Raw genomic sequence first — 18,248 nt, 5'->3', positions numbered from 1 at the left:
CGCCGCTGCTTGGCGTAGTGTTGGCCGCCACCCCCCTCGCGAGGCCCCCATGACCGCCAAGCTCGCCCTGTTCGCCGCCGCCTTCAGCCTCTGGGCTTTGGCCGCGGTCGCCCAGCCGCACGACATGTCGAAGATGGGCCCCCAAGGCATGGGCCCGATGAGCATGGGCCTGCCGCCCATGCCATCCATCTACGGCGGCCAGGCCGACAAGCCGGGCGCCCCGGTGTTCTCAGGGTTGGGCGTCTTCCACATGCCCGTCACCGCCAACCCCGAGGCCCAGAAGTTCTTCGACCAGGGGGTCAACCTCGTCTTCGGTTTCAACCACGCCGAGGCGATCCGCTCGTTCCGCGAGGGCGCCCGCCTGGATCCCAATTGCGCCATGTGCTGGTGGGGCGTGGCCTTCGCGCTGGGCCCCAACATCAACCTGCCCATGCAGGACGACGCCGTCGGCCCCGCCTGGATGGCCGTCCAGAACGCCCAGGCGCTGGCGCCGAAGACCACGCCGCGCGAGCAGGCCTGGATCGCCGCGCTGGCCAAGCGCTACGCCCAGAGCAAGACCGCCGACCGCGCCGCCCTCAACGAGGCCTTCGCCCAGGCCATGGGCGACCTCGCCCGCGCCTACCCCGACGACCTCGACGCCCAGACCCTCTGGGCCGAAGCCATGATGGACACCCAGCCCTGGGACTACTGGGCCGCCGACGGCGTCACGCCCAAGGGCCACGGCGCCCAGATCGTCGCCACCCTGGAAAGCGTGCTGGCCAAGGCGCCTGACCACCCCGGCGCGCTGCACCTCTACATCCACGCCGTCGAGGCCTCGACCACGCCTGAGCGCGCCGAGCCCGCCGCCGACCGGCTGCTGAAGCTGATGCCGGGCGCCGGCCACATCGTCCACATGCCCAGCCACATCTACTACCGCGTGGGCCGCTACGCCGACGCCGCGGCCGCCAACGAGGTCGCCGCTGTCGCCGACGAGAACTACATCGCCGCCTGCAAGGCCCAGGGCTTCTATCCGGCCGCCTACTACGGCCACAACATCCACTTCCTCTGGACCTCGGCCGAGATGGAGGGTCGCTTCGGCGCCGCCCTCGACGCCTCGCGCCGCCTGGTCAAGGCCGTCGACGCGCCCAACCTCTCCAAGCAGATGTCGATCGCCGAGCTCTACAACTTCACCCCGGTGGTCACGCTGCTGCGCTTCGGCAAGTGGCGCGAGATCCTGGCCGAGCCCGCGCCCGACAAGGTCCTCGAACTCGACACCGCCATGTGGCTCTACGCCCGCGCCTTCGCCCAGGCCAATACCGGAGACCTCAAGGCCGCCCGCGCCTCACGCGCCCGCATCGCGGCGCTGCAGAAGATCAAGTTCGACAAGTACGTGGCCTTCGGCGTCCCCGCCGAGGCCATGATCCCCGTGGCCCTGGCCAGCGTCGACGGCGAGATCGCCCGCAAGTCCGGCGACCTGACCGCCGCCGTCGAACACTTCAGGCGCGCCCAGCAGCTCGAACGCGCGCTTCCCTACACCGAGCCCGCCTACTGGCACCGCCCGGTGGCCCACCTGCTCGGCGCCGCCCTCCTGGAAGCCGGCAAACCCGCCGAAGCCGAAGCCGTCTACCACGACAGCCTCCACCACTACCGGAGAGACGGCTGGGCCCTGGCCGGCCTGGTGAAAGCCCTGGAAGCCCAGGGCAAGGACGCCGCGAAGGCCAAGGCCGAGCTCGCCGAGGCGTGGAAGCGGGCTGATACGAAGATCGAGACGTCGCGGCTCTAATCACCCCACCGCCCCCGCCGCACCTCCCCCGATGCGGCAGCAGCGGGGGAGGGGGACCGCCCGCCAAGGCCGCAGGCCGAAGAGCGGGTGGTGGTGGGGGCGAGCGGTGGGCACAGAGCCCTCTCCCCCTTGCGGAGAGGGTTGGGAGTGGGGCTCGGCGACCAGGATGCTCTCGCTCCCGCCCCGACGCCTCCCCGCACGGGGGAGGGGAAATCCATCGAAGCGGACGCCCCGGCAGCCCGCCTAACCCTCCGGCAGGAGCCATCGCATCCCGGCAGCGGAGATATTCAGCGCCGGCGTGGAGGCGACCTCGCGCCAGGGCATGGTCGTCGTGTCGTACTCGATCAGCCGATACTCGCGGCCACAGTTGCGCCAGTTCGTGCACGGCGCAGTGTTCGGATCCTGATCCCAGGGGATCGCCGCCAGCCGCCGCAGTTCAACTAGCGCATCCGCCCGCGCCTCGAACTTGCTCATCTGGTCGGCGTGGATGTCGTCCTCAATCACAAACATCCCTTGCCCCTCCGCCCCACATCCCCACCGGGGATAAATCCCGCCTGAAATCCATGGTTGATGCGAGCCTTGGGGCCCGGCGAAGTCAAGGACGACGCCTCTGGCGTCGCCGCCCCGCGGCGGGCCTGCGGCCCGTCCTTGAGTTCGCCGGACCCCAAGGCAAACTCCGTCCATGGATTGAATGGCTCAGAGCGGCGGAGCCTCCTCAACCTCAAGGGCTCCTCTCCCAGGCGCGGCAGCGCCGTGGGAGAGGGGCAATCCCCACCCACGACCAAATCTGACCCACCCCCGTTCCACACTCCCGTACTCATGCAGGAGCGCCCGACATCACCGAGGAATAGGCCCAGGGCCTCGCGGACCTCCCCCGCCACGACCTCGCCATGGCCTGCAGCTGCGTGGCCCGCGCGCAGGCGGCCCAGGACGCCGACGCGGCCAACGACCGGCCTGCGGCTGCCCGCGCCCGACAGGGCGGCGGCCGCGTGAGTCTCCCTCCCCTCCGGGGAGGGACAGACGGCGAAGTCGTCAGGGTGGGGAAGTGTGGGCCAAAGCGCGGAGGTCGGGGAGGATCGACACCTCCCCACCCTGGCCGCTGCGCGGCCTGTCCCTCCCCGGAGGGGAGGGAAACGCCCCCTCAGAACCACCCCGCCGCCTTCAACGGCCCCGCGTTCGAGCGGCTGATGGGCACGGTGATCCCGCACTTCAGCCTCGCCTCGCCGCGGCCGCGCAGCCACGTCACCTCGTCGATGGCGTCGGCGGCGACCCACCACGAGCGGTGCGTCTGAAACCCCGCCACGCCGCGCAGCTCGGCCAGCGCGTCGCCGAAGCGCGCCGTGATCAGTTCATCGCCCGCGTCGGTGTGGACGCGCAGGTAGTGGTCCTCGGCCTCGACGGCGATCAGCACCGCCGCGCGCCGCTTGGCCGACAGGCGCTGGCGGAAGGCGGCCAGCGGGTCCTCGGGCGCCTCGGGAGGTACGACCACCACCACGGGCTCGGCCCAGGCCAGCTGGCGCAGGCACATCACCGCGAAGCAGACGACGAACACCTGGAACGTGGGCTCGACGAAGTTGGCGGCGGTCGGCCGCATGTGGCCCAGGTAGTGGTTGGTCAGGCCCACCAGCAGGGTCACGAACGGCGTCATCGCGACGCTGACGACGGCCAGCCGCAGCCAGAAGTGGCCGAACCGCCGACGGACCGGCGCGTCGATGGCCGTGCCGATGAACCCGCCGCCCACCATGCAGACCTGCCAGTAGATCAGCCGTTCGCCCAGCGAGCGCTCGGACGAGCCGAAGGGGCCCAGGATCGCCATCACCACGCCGATCGCCACCCACAGCGCGACCTCGGCCGCCAATCGGTGAAGGCGGCTGTCAGCGGCGGGGCGGCGGGCCGGGAGGTCGGTCATGCAGGGCTCGAAGGCGGCCTGAGTCGTTCGCGCGATCCTGCCACGTCTGACGGAAATGGCGCATCCGTTCGCGAAGCCGTGGCGCCGCTCGCGCATCGGCCCCTTGGCGCGGCGGCGCCGCCCGGCCACCCCTGGCGCATCGACGCCAACGAGGGACGACCCGATGACGCGCATCCTTCCCTGGACCGGCTGGGGCCTGCTCGCCTTCCTCAGCGTGGGCGTGGCCGGCTACGCCTGGTACTTCGCGCCCCAGGTCCAGAACCTGTCGCCCGCCATCTTCGCCAACCTGTTCGCCCGGCCCTGGCTGACCCTGCACGCGGGCGGCGCAGGCACGGCGCTGATGGTGGGCGCGTTCCAGTTCCTGCCGGCTGTCCGGCGGCGGCGCGCGCTGCACCGCTGGCTGGGCCGCATCTACGCCACGTGCTGCATCGGCGGCGGCGCGGCGGGCTTCATCCTGGCCTTCGGGACCACGGCCGGGCCCGTGGCGGCCGTGGGGTTCGGCCTGCTGGCGCCGGCGTGGATCTACACCACCGCCCAAGGCTGGCTGGCCGCACGGGCGGGCCGGTTCGACGCGCACCGGCGCTGGATGATCCGTTCGTTCTCGCTGACCTTCGCGGCGGTGACCCTGCGGCTCTACCTGCCGATCGGCATCATGTCGGGCCTGACGTTCGAGCAGATCTACGTGGCCACGGCGTGGATCAGCTGGATCCCCAACCTGCTGCTGGCCGAGCTCTACATCCGCCGCGGCCTGAGCCGGCGCGTGGTGACGGCCTGAACGCAACACTGCTGACATGGCCCTGTCAGCAGACGCGGCGTTTACTGGAGACACAGGAGGAGCTCCCATGTCCGATCTCGTTTTCTACACCAACCCCATGTCGCGCGGCCGCATCATCCGCTGGATGCTGGAAGAGGTGGGCCAGCCCTACGAGACCAAGATCCTGGCCTGGGAAACCGGGGCGGCGAAGAGCCCCGAGTACCTGGCCATCAACCCGATGGGCAAGGTGCCGGCCATCGTCCACGGCGGCGTGGTGGTGACCGAGTGCGCGGCCATCTGCGCCTACCTGGCCGATGCGTTCCCGCAGGCGAACCTGGCCCCGGCGCCGGGCAGTAAGGATCGCGGACCCTACTACCGCTGGCTCTTCTTCGGGGCCGGCCCGATCGAGCAGATGGCGTCGTTCGCCGCCCTGAGGCTCGAGGTTCCCGAGGACCAGCGCATGATGGTGGGCTTCGGCTGCGCCGCCGACGTGCTGAACACGCTGGAGGGCGCGCTCAAGGGCCGGGAGTTCCTGGCGGGCGACAGCTTCACCGCCGCCGACCTCTACATTGCCTCCCACCTGGGCTGGGGCATGGACTTCGGCACGATCGAAAAGCGTCCGGTGTTCGAAGACTACGTCGCGCGCCTCACCGCCCGCCCGGCCGCCGTCCGAGCCAATCAGATCGACGATGCGCTCATCCCGCAGCCCGAGCCGGCTGAATGAGGTCCCACTTGTTCCCGTAGAGGTCCTCGAACACCGCCACGGTCCCGTAGGGCTCGTGGCGGGGGGCTTCCAGGAACCGGACGCCGGCCGCGGCCATCCTCCCCTGGTCGCGGCCGAAGTCGTCGGTCTGCAGGAACAGCCAGACGCGCCCGCCGCCCTGGTCGCCCACAACCCGGGCCTGGTCGCCCGCCGCCTTGGCCAGCAGCAGGCCGCCCTCCGACCCCGGCGGCCGCACGACCACCCACCGCTTGCCCCCGCCCATGTCGGTGTCCTCGACCAGGTCGAACCCGACCTTGAGGACATAGAAATCGATCGCCTCGTCATAGTCCCGGACGAGGAGGGCGGTGAGGGTGAGACGCATATCTCCCTCCCTTAATGGGGAGGGACAGGCCGCGCCAGCGGCCAGGGTGGGTGAGTGAGGGCCAAGCTCCGAGGGTGGGGAGGATCGACACTTCCCCACCCTGATCGCTTCACGATCAGTCCCTCCCCATCAAGGCAGGGAAGCCTGCGCCGCCTCGTCCGCCAGCCTGCCGTGGAGTTCGCTCATGTGATCGAAGTCGGCCTCGAAGGCTCCCAGGCCCTGGGTCAGGCCGCGCAGCTCGGCGATCAGGCCCTGCCGCTCGCTCTGCGGCAGGTAGGCCTCGATGCGCTCCCAGCCGCGCCAGTCCTCGCGGGGCGCCAGGCCCAGGATCTGGCCGCGCCGGGCCGTCAGGGCCGAGGTCACGTGGCTGGCGCTGGGCGTCGGCGAGAACACGGTCAGCTTCTCGATCGGCTCCAGCAGGATGGTGCCGGTCTGGGCCATCGCCTCCTCGATCGCCATCCGGCCCACCGTGCGGAACGCCATTTCCGAGGAGTCCACGGCGTGGGTCTGACCGTCCAGCAGGGTGACCTCCAGGTCGGTGACCGGGAAGCCCTTGGGCCCCTTGGCCAGGCCGTCGCGCACGCCCGTCTCCACCGCCGGGATCCACTGCTTCGGCACGGCCCCGCCCACCACCTTCGAGGTGAACACGAAACCCGAGCCGCGGGGCAGGGGCTTCACCTCCACCGTGATGTCGGCGAACTGGCCGTGGCCGCCCGACTGCTTCTTGTGCCGCGACCGCTGCTGGACCCCGCGCGCGAGCGTCTCGCGATAGGGCGTCCGGGGCTGGACCGCGTCGATGTCGACCCCGAACCGCCGCTTCAGCCGCTCCAGCGCCAGCCGCACATGACCCTCGCCCTGCCCCGACAGCAGCACCTGGCGCTGCTCGGCGTCGTGGGTCAGCGACAGGCCTGTGTCCTCCTCGATCAGCTTGTTCAAAGCCCCCGAGAGGCGGACATCATCGCTGCGGTTCTTGGCCGACAGCGCCACCGCGAACAGCGGCCGCCGCGCCCGGGCCTGCGCGCGCACCGCCTGCGGCTGGCCGGTGGTGGACAGGATCTGCCCTGCCGCCGCCTGTTCGACCTTGCCGATGGCGCAGATGTCACCGACGGGCGCCTCGCCCAGCTTCTTCAGCGCCGAGCCCTGCACCTGGCTGACCCCACCGGCGCGGCTGCGCGTCCCGTCGGGCAGCACGAACTCGGCCCCATCCGGCAGCTTGCCGCCGAACACGCGCGCATAGGCCAGCTTGCCCGACTGGCCCGCATAGGCCGCCTTCAGCACATAGGCTCCGGTGGTGATCCCAAGTCGGTTGGCCGCCGTCTCGGCCGGCGGCGTCTCGTGCCGCAGCGCCTTCAGCAGACGGCGGACGCCGAAGCCGTTCTGCGCCGAGCCGAAGAACACCGGCACGATCAGGCCGTCGTTCATCTCCTTGACCAGGTCGGTGAAGACCACATCGCGGCTGGGCGTCATGTCGGACAGCAGCTGTTCCATCAGCGCGTCGTCGAAGTCGGCCATTTGCTCCAGCATGTGGAAGCGCGCGTCGGCCTCTTCCTTCTGCAGGTCGGTAGGGATGTCGATCTGTTCGGACGGCTTGCCGGGCCGGTAGACGAAGCAGCGCTCCAGGGCCAGGTCGATGTAGCCGGTGACCTTGTCGCCGCTCCACGTCGGGATCTGCCGCGCCACCAGAGGCGCCGACGAGACCGGCGCCAACGCGTCGAGCAGCTCCTGCAGGGAGCCTCGGGCCTGGTCCATCTTGTTGATGAAGAGCGCGTGCGGCACGCCCAGCCGCTCCAGCTCGCGCAGCGTGGGCTGCAGCAGCACGGCCTTGGCCGGGTCGGGGTCGGCGACCACGATGGCCAGGTCCACGGCCGGGAGCGCCGGATCGATCTCGGCGCAGAACTCGAGAGATCCCGGGCAGTCGACGACCACGTAGCGGTCGCCCATGAAATCGAAGCCGGCGATGTTCAGCTCGACCGAGTGTCCGCGAGCCTTCGCTTCCGGACTGGAGTCACCCACCTCGCCGGGCCGCACCGCCTGACCGGTTGCGGCTTCCAGCAGGGCCTCCATCAGGGCGGTCTTGCCGGAGCTCGTGGGGCCGACGAGCGCGAGCGCCCGAACCGACCCCTTTTCTCGGATTGCCATGGCCACGTTCTCCCATCACCGTGAGCGCGTCAGGCGAAAGTGGAAACCGGTTTCGCCGTTCGACGCGCTCCAGCCTCTCGTTGCTGCGCACATCTGGAACAGATGTGCGCGGGGACGCTCAGGGCGCCCCGTCTTGCGGGAGTGTCGAGCCGCCCTTGTGCGCGGTTATGGACGGTCGGCGACCGGAACTCTGGGCCGGTCAGACGCCGCCCTCTGGCAAAACTCTACGCCCGGAAATCTGCGGCGCGCGCCTCACGAAGCCGTGAGGTTTCAGGACGCTTCGCGTACCGCGGCCCTTGCGAACTTCACATCCCGGATCGGCGTCGCCATCGCGCGGCCGTAGAGCCATCCCTGGGCATAGTCCACGCCCGCCCGGCGCACGGCGTTCTCGGCCTCGGGCGTCTCCACCATCTCGGCGACCGTCCTGACCTTGAGCTCGCGGCACATGTTCACCAGGTGGCGGACGAAGGTCGCCTCGCGGCCGCCGTGTTGCAGGTCGCGGATATAGCGGCCGTCGATCTTCACGACATCGAGCGTCAGCTGCTGCAGGTAGGCCAGCGAGGCGGCCCCCGCGCCGAAGTCGTCGAGACAGACCTCGCAGCCCGCGCCACGCAGCGCCTGCACATGCCGGTCTGCCAGGGCCAGGTCCTCGATGGCGGCGCTTTCCGTCACCTCGAACATCAGCCGGCCCTGAGCCCACGGCCGGTCGCGCAGGAGGTCGGCGGCGCGGGTGACGTAGCCCTCGCTCATGATGCTGCGCCCGGAGACGTTGACCGCCAGCATGAGCGCAGGGTCCTTCGACAGGACCGCCAGCGTCTCCTCGAGCACGGCGCCGTCGAGCGCCTGGATCAGGTCCATCTCCTCGGCCATGCGGATGGTCGGGAAGGGGCTCCCGTTGGAGCCGAACCGAACCAGCACCTCATGGTGGTGCAGCGCGCCGTCGGCCAGCGCCACGACGGGCTGGTAGGCCAGCGTGAAGCGGCGGTGGCGGATGGCGGCGCCCAGCGCCCCGCTGCGGCTCAGGGCCGCCTGCATCGCCTGCTTGAGCGCCCCGGCCAGGTTGCCGGGCAGCGGCCGGGAGAGGCCGTCCTTCAGCACCTGGTCCAGGGCGAAGCGCAACGCCTGCGCCATCTGTCGAGGCCGCACCGCTCCGGTGAGCGGCATGGCGGCGGTTTCCGGGATGACGCCATCCACGCCAGCCTCGGACAGCACGCGGGTCAGGCGCCGGAGCATCTCGCCGATGGGGTCGTCACGTCGGCGCAGCAGGGCGTATCGACTCTGGCCCACCGCGGTCGCGGCCTCGCCGAGGTAAGCCTGCGCCCGCAGAGCGCCCGCGATGACGGCGCCGCGCTGTTGCGGCGCGTCGGCAGACGCGCACGCGCTGAGACCGCCGAGTTCGACAAAGGTCAGCTCGAGATCCTGGGACGCGCCGGCCAGCAGCTCGGCGGCTCGGCTCTCGAACGTCTCGCGGTCGTGCAGGCCGGCGACACGGGGACCGCGCGCACGCCCGATGGCGCACGAAATCGCGCCGTGGTTCTGCGGCAGCCGGATCGCGGAGAGGGTCGCGAACCTGCCGGCCGCGCCATCCACGGCCACCACGACCGGCCCAGCGCGCGCGCCGTCGCCCAGGCCGGCGAACAGCGCCTCGACCATCGGATGGTCGGCCGCGTCGATCAGGCTGCGCCACGATCGGTTGCCCAGCTTGGTGTCCGGGACGCCAAGGATGGCCTCACCGTCGCCAAGGGCCAGCCCCACCCGACCATCGAGGCGAATTTCGAGGAGCAGGTCGGCAGCCGCGAAGCCGAATCCGAGGAGTCTGTGGGGTGTGGGCAAGAGGCTTCCTTCGCTGCCAGAATGCCCGGCCAGCCTTAAGACAGCGTGTTCAACCCGACCGCCAGGGCGCCTCGAGACACCGGCCGCCAACACCCGGGCCGCATTCCCTGGACGCGGGCGTCACGCTAGCGTCGCGAACCCTCCGCTAGGAACCCATATGCTCGCCGCCCTGATCGCCGCCGCCGCCGTCTCTGCCGTCTGCGACCTGGAGAAGCCGTCGGGCGAGCCTGGCTGCACGCGTGCGGCCGTTGACGCCCTGCCGATGAACGCGATGCAGGCGATCGGCACCCACAACTCGTACAAACTGGCGATCGCGCCCAACGAGCTGGCGATGATTCGCGCGATCAACGCCAAGGAGGCCGACGCCATCGACTACAGCCATCCGCCGCTGACCCAGCAGCTGGACGCCGGCGCCCGGCAGCTGGAGATCGACATCGTCTACGATCCCGACACCGGCCTCTATGCCGCGCCGCTGGGGTTCAAGATGGCCGGCGCCAAGGCCGCGCCCTACGACTTCACGCCCTACCGCCAGCCGGGCCTCAAGGTGATCCACGAGCCGTCGGTGGACTATCGCGTGACCTGTCCGCTGTTCGTTCAATGCCTGAAGGAAGTCCGAGCCTGGTCGCTCAAGCATCGTGACCACGTCCCGTTGATCATCCTCCTGAACCTGAAGGAAGGCGGCCTCTCGATGCCCGGCGCGATCAAGGCGCCGCCGTTCGACGCCAAGGCCATGGACCTCATCGACACTGAGATCCGGTCGGTGTTTCCAGAGGTCGACCTGATCACGCCAGACAAGGTGCAGGGAAGACACGCCACCCTCCGCGACGCCGCCGCGGCAGGCGCCTGGCCCAAACTGAAGGCCGCACGCGGCAAGGTGATGATCGCGCTGGACTGCCCGCCGGATCAGGTCGCCCGCTACCGCGGCGTTCGCAAGGTGCTGGACGGGCGCGCGGCCTTCGTGAACGTCGACGAGACCTCGCCGGCCGCCGGCTACATCACGCTTAACGAACCCCAGGAGCAGTCGGCCCGGATCGCCGCGGCGGTGAAGGCGGGCCTGATCGTGCGCACGCGCGCTGACGCCGACACCCGCGAGGCCCGCACGAACGATAGCTCGCGGCAGGCCGCAGCCTTCGCTTCGGGGGCGCAATACGTCTCGACCGACTACATGACGCCCGATACGCGCTTCGGGCCCTACGTGGCGAAGCTGCCGGGCGGGGGCGTCGCGCGGCTGTCGCCCGTTCAGCGCTAGCGCTCGTCGGCGATCCGCGTCGCGTCAAGGGAGGCGGCGTCCATGACGCGGTCGGAGGCCGGCATGGCGGTGTCCGCAGCCGCCGGCGTCTGCGGGATCACCTTCAGTTCCGGTGTCTTGTCCTTGTCGCCGAACAGGCTCTGGGCGACGCGCTTGAAGATGAAGCCCCCGGCGAACTTGCCGACAGGGCCGGCCACCGCGGCTCCGGCGAGGCCCCCGGCGACGCCAAAGGCCGTCGTGCCGACCACGGTCTTGGCCGCGCCGCCCTTGTCCTCTTTGGCCACGATCACCGGGGGGACGGTCGTGGGCGGCTCGAGGTCGGGAGGCGCGGCGCCCCCTTGGACAACTGGCGGCGGCGGGACGGTGACCGCGTCGGGCGCGGGCTCGGTCGGCGCCAGCGTGGGCGTGGGCGCCAGGGCCCCGGCAGGCGGCGGCTCGGTAAGCGCCAGAGGCTGCGCCATAGCGGCGCCCGGCGCAGCGATCAGGCTGCAGGCGGCGATGCTCAGAAAGGGACGCACAATCAACGCTCCACGAGGCTCTCTCGCTTGGAGCGTTCTCAACGCCGTAGAGGCGTTGCGGTTCAGCCGGGGCTGGACGGGGGCCCGCCGGAGCAGGCCCCCAGGAGCTTTAGCCCGAGACCTTCAGGTTGGTCGCGGAGGTCTTGCCCGAACGACGGTCCTGCTCGAGGTCGAAGTTGACCCGCTGGCCTTCGTTGAGGCCCGACAGGCCGGCCTGCTCGACCGCCGAGATGTGGACGAAGATGTCCTGGCCGCCACCCTCCGGCTTGATGAAGCCGAAGCCCTTAGTGGGGTTGAACCACTTCACTTCGCCCGAACCGGAGCCCATCACGGCGCCGCGGTCACGACCGCCGCCGCCGCCGAAGCCGCCGCCGCCGCCGAAGCCACGGTCACGACCGCCGCCGTAGCCGCCGCCACCGCCGCCGCCGTAGCCGCCACGGTCACCGCCGCCGAAGCCGCCCGAGCGACGCGGCGCAGGGGCGCCCGCCTCGGTGACCACGATGCCGGTCGCCGCCAGCTTGCCCGAGCGCCGATCCTGCTCGAGTTCGTAGGCGACCTTGTCGCCCTCGTTGAGGCTGTCGAGGCCTGCTTGATTCAGAGCCGAAATGTGAACGAAGACGTCTGCGCCGCCATCGTCAGGTTGGATGAAACCGAAGCCTTTAGCCGTGTTGAACCACTTAACCGTGCCGCTCGCCATTCGTCGAAACCTAACCGCAAATAGAAGTCCCGCGCCGCCCACAGGGATGCGCCCGGCTAATCGCCCTGACGAGCCGTACAGAAGTTGTAGCCGCGGAATTTCCGTTAGACCAGCGGTCGTGACACACGCCGGTATTCGGAATAAGGGAGCGACCCTTTCGCCACAGCTCTGCAGTCAGGCGCTGACTTGAAGAACATCTGTGTTTTCTGTGGGTCATCGCCTGGAGCGGACCCGAAATTCATGCAGGAAGCGGTCCTTTGCGGGACGGCCATCGCGCATGTCGGACTGACCCTGGTCTATGGCGGCGGCAAGACCGGATTGATGGGCGCCGTGGCCGACGCGGCGTTGGCGGCGGGCGGCCGCGTGCTGGGCGTGATGCCGGAGGATCTCGTCAACGCAGAGATCGCGCACCGGGGCCTGACAGAGCTGCACGTCGTGCAGTCGATGCACGAGCGCAAGCTGAAGATGGCCGACCTGTCGGATGCGTTCCTGTGCCTGCCGGGCGGTCCCGGCACGTTCGAGGAGATCTTCGAGCAGTGGACGTGGGCGCTGCTGGGCATCCACGCCAAGCCGTGCGGCTTCGTGAACACCAGCGGCTACTACGACCTGATGGCCCAGACGATCCAGAAGATGGCCGACAGCGGGTTCATCGCGCAGGCGTACGTCGACATGCTGATCTACGCCGACGCGACCGAGCCGGCGCTGGAGGCCTTCCGCAACTACGTCGCGCCCCCGCCGAAATGGAGCAACGCAAAGCCCCAGCCGTAATGTCCCTCCCCGTTGGGGAGGGACAGATTGCGAAGCAAGCAAGGTGAGGGAGTAACGATCCTCCCCGACCTCTGAGTTCGGGCCCACACTTCCTCACCCTGGCCGCTGGCGCGGCCTGTCCCTCCCCATCAAGGGAGGGTGAGCCGATACACCTTCGTCGCGGTGCCCGAGAACAGCGCCGTCTTCTCGTCGGTGGAGGCGCCCGCGGCGATGCGCTTGAAGGCATTCCACAGCACGGCGTAGGTGCAGCTGCCCATGTCGACCGGGAAGTTCGACTCGAACATGCAGCGGTCCACGCCGAAGGCTTCGATGCAGGTTTCGATGTAGGGGCCCCACTCCTTGGCCAGCTGTTCGGACGGAACCCGCGGCTCGGCCAGGAACGAGGGGAAGTTGCAGAAGGCCATGGCCAGCCCGCCCAGCTTCACCACCACGTTGGGCGACTTCGCCAGCTCACGGATATTCTCGCGCCAGACCCCGAAGCGCTCATCCAGCTTGCCGGTGTAGACGCCACGGCCGATGGGCGTGCCCACGTGGTCGAGCACGATGGTCGTGTCGGGGAAGGCGCGGGCCAGGTCGATCAGGTCCGGCAGCTGCGGCTCCAGCATCCAGGCGTCGAACGAGAAGCCCATGGGCGCGAGGTGCCTGAAGCCCGCGCGGAAGTCGTCGCGCAGGTAGTGGCCCGCCTGCATGCGATTGAGCGGGCCCAGCACCTCGGGATCGGCGTCCCACGAGGCGCTGTTGCGGATGCCACGGAAACGCCCGCCGCCCACGCGGTCATGCGCCTCCAGCACCGCCTTCACGCCGTCGCCCAGGGTCAGGTCGGCGCGGCTGACGATGCCGGCGCACGCCCGTGTCGGCCCATACAGGCCGCTGGCGCTCATGGCGGCGACGCCGTTCACGAACTCGGTCTCGCCCACCGACCGCAGCTCGACCGGGCCATCAGCCTTGTAGAAGGCGCCGCACTCAAGGAAGACCGTGGCGATCACGTTGTGGCCGCTGCCGGTGTCGGCCAGCAGTTCGTCCAGCAGGTAGCGCTGGGCCGGCTCGATGGCGGTGGTGAATGGGTGCTGCGGGCCCGTGGGCGGCGGCGCCATGCTGCGATCCCACAGGTGGTGGTGCGGATCGACGATCGGCAGCTCGGGTTCGAGAATGGCTTCCGGCATCGTTTTCTCCCGCTTGTTCTTGCGGGCAAGCTAGCCGGGTGACGTGAGGGCCTTCAACCGCCGAAGGAATGGGGGCGACAATCAATCCATGTTCCAGGTCCCCGCCAGAGCGTTCACCCCTTTCGTGCTCCCGAGCCGGGCCTGGTCCCCGATGATCCAACCGGCAGGGCACGCGCCCTCGCGCCGGAAGCGCCGCACCTGTTTGGCGGTCGCGCCGCTTCCGTCCAGCGCCGTCAGAGAGAAGGCGGCGGTGAAGTCGCGCCGCAGGTCGCCGCTGCGGTTGAGCGTCAGGCCGAAGCGGCGGCCATCGATCTCGCAGCGCACGGCGTAGAGGTGGGGCGTGTCCACCGCGTCGCGATGCGGCAGGCAGGGCCGCCCCCAGATCTCGGCGTCGGCGCGGGCGAAGCCGTCGCGCATCGACTGGTCGACGCAGACGTGGATGGCGCCGTTCACCCGGCCCCGGCTGTCCAGGCTCTCTACGCGCCAGAGTTCCGGTGGGTCGTTCTGGGCTTGCAGTTCGGTCAGTCGCGATTGGCGCTGGGGGGCGCTGCAGGCCGCCAGGGTGAGCAGAATAGGCGCGAGCAGGATCGCAGGCGCGAACCGTCGCGCCCGTGAGGGCAGGGTCTTCACCGGAGGTCTCCGAAGTCGGACTTAGGGCTGTGCGGTCGGGCGGCGCGGGGCGTCGACCAGCATCACCGAGACGGGACGCTTGGCCTGCTGCTCGAGGAAGACGATCACGGGCGGCGGATGCTTCTCGCCGGGCGGCTGGGCGTTCCAGGCCATCAGGGCGGCGGTGACGATCGCCAGGCCCAGCAGGACCGGGCCGGTGATCCCGTCATGGCTGACCGGCCGGGCCAGGGTCATGACCCTCACCTCCAGCGGATGCGGCGCGGCCGCGGGCCAGTGGCAGCCGAAGGGCAGGGCCTGGGTCGCGAGCTGGGTCTTCAGCAGGGTACGCGCATAGAGGGCGCGGTCGTGCGGACGAGCGCGCAGGACGCCCGCGTCGCAGGCCAGCTCCTGGTCCAGCCGCATCAGGTGGGCGGCCACGTGGACCAGCGGGTTGAACCAGCACAGGGCCTGGAAGGCGGTCGCCAGGGCGCCGGCGCGGGGATCGGACCGGGCGATGTGCTGCCGCTCATGGGCGCGGATCAGGTCGCGCTCCTCGGCGGAATAGGCTCCGTCGTCCGTGGGCATGATGAGCCGTGGATTGACGACGCCCACCACCGACGGCCCGGCCCGGCCGGCGCGGGCGGCGGCCAGGAACTTCATCTGGGCGCGGGTAAACAGCGCGACGGCCAGCGCCAGGCCGGACACCCACAGCGCCATCGCCACGGCCGAGTGATCGCGCGCCAGGGCGAAGGGGTCGGCCGCCGGATCGTCCAGCAGCACTGGCGGCGGCATCAGGGTGGCGACGAACGCGATGGGCGGGATGGCCCAAAGGCCGTAAGCCAGCTCTGGCCCGAAGCGGCGGCGCATCGGCAGCCGCAGCCCCAGCACCACCACGATCGCCAGGGCCCCGACCAGGTTGGCCCGGATGATCGCCGCCAGGATCTCACTCGTCATCGGCGTCCCACTCCGCGATGAGCTGCGTCTTACATGCGTAGCCTGACTAGAAGTTACGCTCGTAAATTCCACTGTCAAGCGACGTTGCAAGGTCACAATCGGGCGACCTGCGTGACGGCGGATTTATGGCGCAGCTCGCCCGAATTCGGGTGTGTTCGCGCCGCGCGCTAGGGGCGGATGGACTCGACCGTGGCGCTGACGACGGCGGACCCGTCGCTGCGGCCCAGGAGACCATTACGGCGTTTGAGCAGGCCGATCCGCACCTCCAGCGGGTGAAGGCCGCGGGCCGGCCAGTAGCAGCCGAAGGGTAGGGGCGTGTGCGCCAGCTGGGTCTTGAGCAGCGTCTGGGCGTAGAGCCCGCGCGCCTGCGGCCGGCTGCGGATCACCGCGGCGTCGCAGGCCAGTTCCTGGTCCAGACGCAGCAGGTAGGCGGCCAGGTGGACCAGCGGGTTGAACCAGCACAGGCACTGGAACAGGGCCGCCAGCGCGGCGGCGCGGGGGTCCTTGCGGGCCACGTGCTCGCGTTCGTGCGCTCGGATCAGGTCGCGCTCCTGGGCGGTGTAGCCGCTGTCTTCCGAGGGCAACAAGATGCGGGGATAGATCAGCCCGATCACGGCGGGGCCGGCGCGACCGGCGCGCACCTCGGCCATGAACCGCGTCTGCGCCACGGCGAATACCAGGGATAGCGCCAGCGCGCCCAGCAGCCACGCGAGGCCCAGGCCCGCCGCCGACACTGGCAGATTGAACAGCGCGCCGACGGGGGTGTCGTCGTGAGAAGCCAGGATGACAACCGGTGTGGCGAAGCCGGCCAGCGGCGGCAGGATCCAGAGGTTGTAGGCGGCGCTGGGGCCGATCAGCCGGCGGAGCGGGAGCCTCAGGACGGCGACCGTGGCGACCGCCGCGCCGCCCACCACATTGGCCAGGACGAAGGCGCTGGCGATGAAGGCGCCGGGCTCAGGGCCGAAGACCGCCTCCAGGCTACTTGCCATCGTCGTCCAGCTCCGCGATCAGCTTCTTCAGCCGCGTCACCTCGGCGGGCGACAGCGCACGGTGCTGGGCGTAGTGGGCGACGAGCGGGGCCAGTTGTCCGCCGAACAGGCGGTCGAGCAGACCCTGGCTCTCGCCGGTGACGTAGTCCTCGCGGCTGACCAGCGCATGGTAGAGTGCGCGGCCGCCCGAACGTTCGGATTTCAGCGCCTTCTTCTTAAGGAGGCGGTTGATCAGTGTCTTGACGGTGGCCTCGCCCCATTCCTGCTCGGGCCCCACCGACTGCACCAGCTCCTCGGCGGTCAGCGGGCCCCGAGTCCAGAGGGCTTCCATGATGTGGCTTTCGGCGCCGGAGATTTTCGACATGTGGGGGTTCTTCAGATCTTACGCGCGTAGCAAGTCTCTGACGTTACGCGTGTAAATTGGACTGTCAAGCCAGTCGGCGAGCTTCCATAGTCGCCTGAGTCCCGGGGGCGAATTGATGGCGGAAGCGGCAGCGGCGCAGGCGAACGTCCGGTCCCACCATGGGAAGGTGGGCGTCATGGGCGCCGCGGCCCTGGTGGCGGGTTCGATGGTGGGCTCAGGCGTCTATCTTCTGCCGGCCACCTTCGGCGCCGTCGGCTCGATCTCGATCCTGGGTTGGGGGGCCGCCACGCTGGCGGCGCTGGCCATCGCCGGCCTGTTCGCCTGGCTATCCCAGGCGGCGCCCGAGGCCACGGGGATGGGCGGCTACGTCCAGGCGGGCCTCGGCCAGTTCTTCGGCGTGCAGACCACCGTGGCGTTCTGGACGCTCTGCTGGATCGGCAACGTGGCGGTGGCGCTCGCCGTCGTCGGCGCTGGGGCCTACCTCGTGCCGGCGCTCAATGACTCCGGTCCGCGCCTGGGCGCCACCCTGGTCGTCCTCTGGATGGCGGTCGCGATCAGCTGGATCGGGCCTCGCGCCGTCGCACGAATGGAGGGCCTGACCCTGGGCGTCGGCTTGCTGCCTGTGGCGGCGGCGGCGATCGGCGGCTGGCTATGGTTCCAGCCGCAGGTGTTTCTCGACGCCTGGAACCCGCAGGACCTGGGCGTCGGCGAAGCCATAGGCCGCTCGGCGCTCACCGCCTTCTGGGCCTTCCTGGGGCTGGAGTGCGCCGCCGCCGCCGCAGGCGTGGTCCGTGACCCTGCCCGCAACGTGCCCCGCGCCACCCTGGTGGGCGTGGGCGGGGTGGCGGTTCTCTACATCGCCGCCACCTCCGTGGTGATGGGCATCATCCCAGGGGCCGAGCTGGCCAGCTCGACAGCGCCGTTCGCCGACGCGGCCCGCAGCGTCCTGGGCATTGGCCTGGGCGCGGTCATCGCCGTGTGCGCTCTGTTGCGCGCCGCCGGGTGCCTGACCGGCTGGACCCTGGTCACCGCCGAGACCACCCGCAGCGGCGCCGACGCCGGCGCTTTCCCGCCGATCTTCCGGACCCGCCCGGGCGAGCGCGCCTCGGAGATCAACCTGCTGGCGGCCGGGGTGCTGATGAGCGTGGTGGCGGTGCTGACCGCCACGCCCACCATCGGCGAACAGTTCGGCACGCTGGCCAACATGGCGGTGCTGCTGGCGCTCTACTGCTACATCCTGGCCGGTGTGTCGCTGATCCGGCTGGCGGGCCGGTTCGGGGGCGGCCGGCGCACCGGGGCCATGGCGACCGCGGCGGCGGCCATCGCGTGCTCGCTGGCGCTGATCGCGCAGGCCAAGCCGCTGGAGCTGGCCCTGGCCGTCGTGCCGCTCGCCGCCGCGGGCCTGCTGTATCTCTGGCTGAAGCGGCGCTAGAAGGCCGGTTATCCAGCGGAGGC

Annotated in this window: 18 protein-coding genes and 1 pseudogene; 6 read left to right on the top strand and 13 right to left on the bottom strand. The window is 70.3% G+C overall.

Features of this window, described 5'->3' with window-relative positions; all coding sequences use genetic code 11:
* Positions 1-49: 49 nt before the first annotated feature.
* Positions 50-1,762, top strand: coding sequence for a hypothetical protein (locus ACQ66R_RS05700; RefSeq protein ID WP_430420012.1), 1,713 nt, complete (start codon positions 50-52; stop codon positions 1,760-1,762).
* Positions 1,763-2,005: 243 nt separating this feature from the next.
* Here the strand turns inward: ACQ66R_RS05700 and ACQ66R_RS05695 are convergent, their stop codons facing one another.
* The gene (locus ACQ66R_RS05695; protein WP_430420010.1) at positions 2,006-2,272 is read right to left on the bottom strand and encodes a hypothetical protein; all 267 of its coding nucleotides are present in this window, start codon (positions 2,270-2,272) and stop codon (positions 2,006-2,008) included.
* A gap of 631 nt (positions 2,273-2,903) precedes the next feature.
* Positions 2,904-3,671, bottom strand: a complete 768-nt coding sequence (locus ACQ66R_RS05690; protein WP_430420008.1) for a LytTR family DNA-binding domain-containing protein — start codon at positions 3,669-3,671, stop codon at positions 2,904-2,906.
* 163 nt (positions 3,672-3,834) lie between these two features.
* Between ACQ66R_RS05690 and ACQ66R_RS05685 the strand changes: the two genes are divergently transcribed.
* Together ACQ66R_RS05685 and ACQ66R_RS05680 are read left to right on the top strand one after the other, a co-directional pair.
* On the top strand, positions 3,835-4,446 hold the full coding sequence (locus tag ACQ66R_RS05685; protein WP_430420006.1) for a DUF2306 domain-containing protein: 612 nt from the start codon (positions 3,835-3,837) through the stop codon (positions 4,444-4,446).
* A gap of 67 nt (positions 4,447-4,513) precedes the next feature.
* Entirely contained in the window at positions 4,514-5,149 is a 636-nt protein-coding gene (locus tag ACQ66R_RS05680; RefSeq protein WP_430420004.1) for a glutathione S-transferase family protein, read from the top strand.
* Here ACQ66R_RS05680 and ACQ66R_RS05675 read toward each other — a convergent pair.
* The 3 genes from ACQ66R_RS05675 to ACQ66R_RS05665 form a co-directional block, all read right to left on the bottom strand.
* Positions 5,121-5,510 (bottom strand): VOC family protein, encoded by a 390-nt coding sequence (locus ACQ66R_RS05675; protein ID WP_430420002.1) that lies wholly within the window; start codon positions 5,508-5,510, stop codon positions 5,121-5,123. The two genes, ACQ66R_RS05680 and ACQ66R_RS05675, sit on opposite strands and share 29 nt — an antisense overlap.
* Before the next feature lie 129 nt (positions 5,511-5,639).
* Positions 5,640-7,649: an elongation factor G gene (locus ACQ66R_RS05670; protein ID WP_430420000.1), complete on the bottom strand. Its 2,010-nt coding sequence runs from the start codon at positions 7,647-7,649 to the stop codon at positions 5,640-5,642.
* Positions 7,650-7,919: 270 nt separating this feature from the next.
* Positions 7,920-9,482 (bottom strand): EAL domain-containing protein, encoded by a 1,563-nt coding sequence (locus ACQ66R_RS05665; RefSeq protein ID WP_430419998.1) that lies wholly within the window; start codon positions 9,480-9,482, stop codon positions 7,920-7,922.
* A gap of 157 nt (positions 9,483-9,639) precedes the next feature.
* On the opposite strand from ACQ66R_RS05665, the gene ACQ66R_RS05660 reads away from it, so the two are divergent.
* Positions 9,640-10,731 (top strand): phosphatidylinositol-specific phospholipase C1-like protein, encoded by a 1,092-nt coding sequence (locus tag ACQ66R_RS05660; RefSeq protein WP_430419996.1) that lies wholly within the window; start codon positions 9,640-9,642, stop codon positions 10,729-10,731.
* Here ACQ66R_RS05660 and ACQ66R_RS05655 read toward each other — a convergent pair.
* From ACQ66R_RS05655 to ACQ66R_RS05645, 3 genes and pseudogenes are all read right to left on the bottom strand, one after another.
* A complete protein-coding gene (locus ACQ66R_RS05655) occupies positions 10,728-11,249 on the bottom strand; it encodes a hypothetical protein (RefSeq protein ID WP_430419994.1) in 522 nt (173 codons plus the stop codon). The two genes, ACQ66R_RS05660 and ACQ66R_RS05655, sit on opposite strands and share 4 nt — an antisense overlap.
* Positions 11,250-11,358: 109 nt before the next feature.
* On the bottom strand, positions 11,359-11,577 hold the full coding sequence (locus ACQ66R_RS05650) for a cold-shock protein (RefSeq protein WP_366558486.1): 219 nt from the start codon (positions 11,575-11,577) through the stop codon (positions 11,359-11,361).
* Positions 11,578-11,757: 180 nt separating this feature from the next.
* Positions 11,758-11,946 (bottom strand): annotated as a pseudogene (locus tag ACQ66R_RS05645) (cold-shock protein); the annotation flags it as partial.
* 186 nt (positions 11,947-12,132) lie between these two features.
* Here ACQ66R_RS05645 and ACQ66R_RS05640 point away from each other — a divergent pair.
* Positions 12,133-12,714 carry a TIGR00730 family Rossman fold protein gene (locus ACQ66R_RS05640; protein WP_430419992.1) on the top strand — a complete coding sequence of 194 codons (582 nt, stop codon included), beginning with the start codon at positions 12,133-12,135 and terminating at the stop codon, positions 12,712-12,714.
* A gap of 128 nt (positions 12,715-12,842) precedes the next feature.
* Here the strand turns inward: ACQ66R_RS05640 and ACQ66R_RS05635 are convergent, their stop codons facing one another.
* The 5 genes from ACQ66R_RS05635 to ACQ66R_RS05615 form a co-directional block, all read right to left on the bottom strand.
* Entirely contained in the window at positions 12,843-13,877 is a 1,035-nt protein-coding gene (locus ACQ66R_RS05635) for an amidohydrolase family protein (RefSeq protein WP_430419990.1), read from the bottom strand.
* Between the two features lie 81 nt (positions 13,878-13,958).
* Entirely contained in the window at positions 13,959-14,507 is a 549-nt protein-coding gene (locus tag ACQ66R_RS05630; RefSeq protein ID WP_430419988.1) for a hypothetical protein, read from the bottom strand.
* 21 nt (positions 14,508-14,528) lie between these two features.
* Entirely contained in the window at positions 14,529-15,440 is a 912-nt protein-coding gene (locus ACQ66R_RS05625; RefSeq protein WP_430419987.1) for a M56 family metallopeptidase, read from the bottom strand.
* A gap of 167 nt (positions 15,441-15,607) precedes the next feature.
* The gene (locus tag ACQ66R_RS05620) at positions 15,608-16,429 is read right to left on the bottom strand and encodes a M56 family metallopeptidase (RefSeq protein ID WP_430419985.1); all 822 of its coding nucleotides are present in this window, start codon (positions 16,427-16,429) and stop codon (positions 15,608-15,610) included.
* Positions 16,419-16,793: a BlaI/MecI/CopY family transcriptional regulator gene (locus ACQ66R_RS05615; RefSeq protein ID WP_430419983.1), complete on the bottom strand. Its 375-nt coding sequence runs from the start codon at positions 16,791-16,793 to the stop codon at positions 16,419-16,421. The genes ACQ66R_RS05620 and ACQ66R_RS05615 overlap by 11 nt, the downstream gene beginning before the upstream one ends.
* A 115-nt stretch (positions 16,794-16,908) precedes the next feature.
* Here ACQ66R_RS05615 and ACQ66R_RS05610 point away from each other — a divergent pair, with 115 nt between their 5' ends.
* Entirely contained in the window at positions 16,909-18,225 is a 1,317-nt protein-coding gene (locus ACQ66R_RS05610; RefSeq protein ID WP_430419981.1) for an amino acid permease, read from the top strand.
* Positions 18,226-18,248: the final 23 nt, after the last annotated feature.

It is taken from the genome of Phenylobacterium sp. (assembly GCF_965284355.1).
Classification (GTDB): domain Bacteria; phylum Pseudomonadota; class Alphaproteobacteria; order Caulobacterales; family Caulobacteraceae; genus Phenylobacterium.
This window is presented reverse-complemented; position numbering and strand designations above follow the sequence as displayed.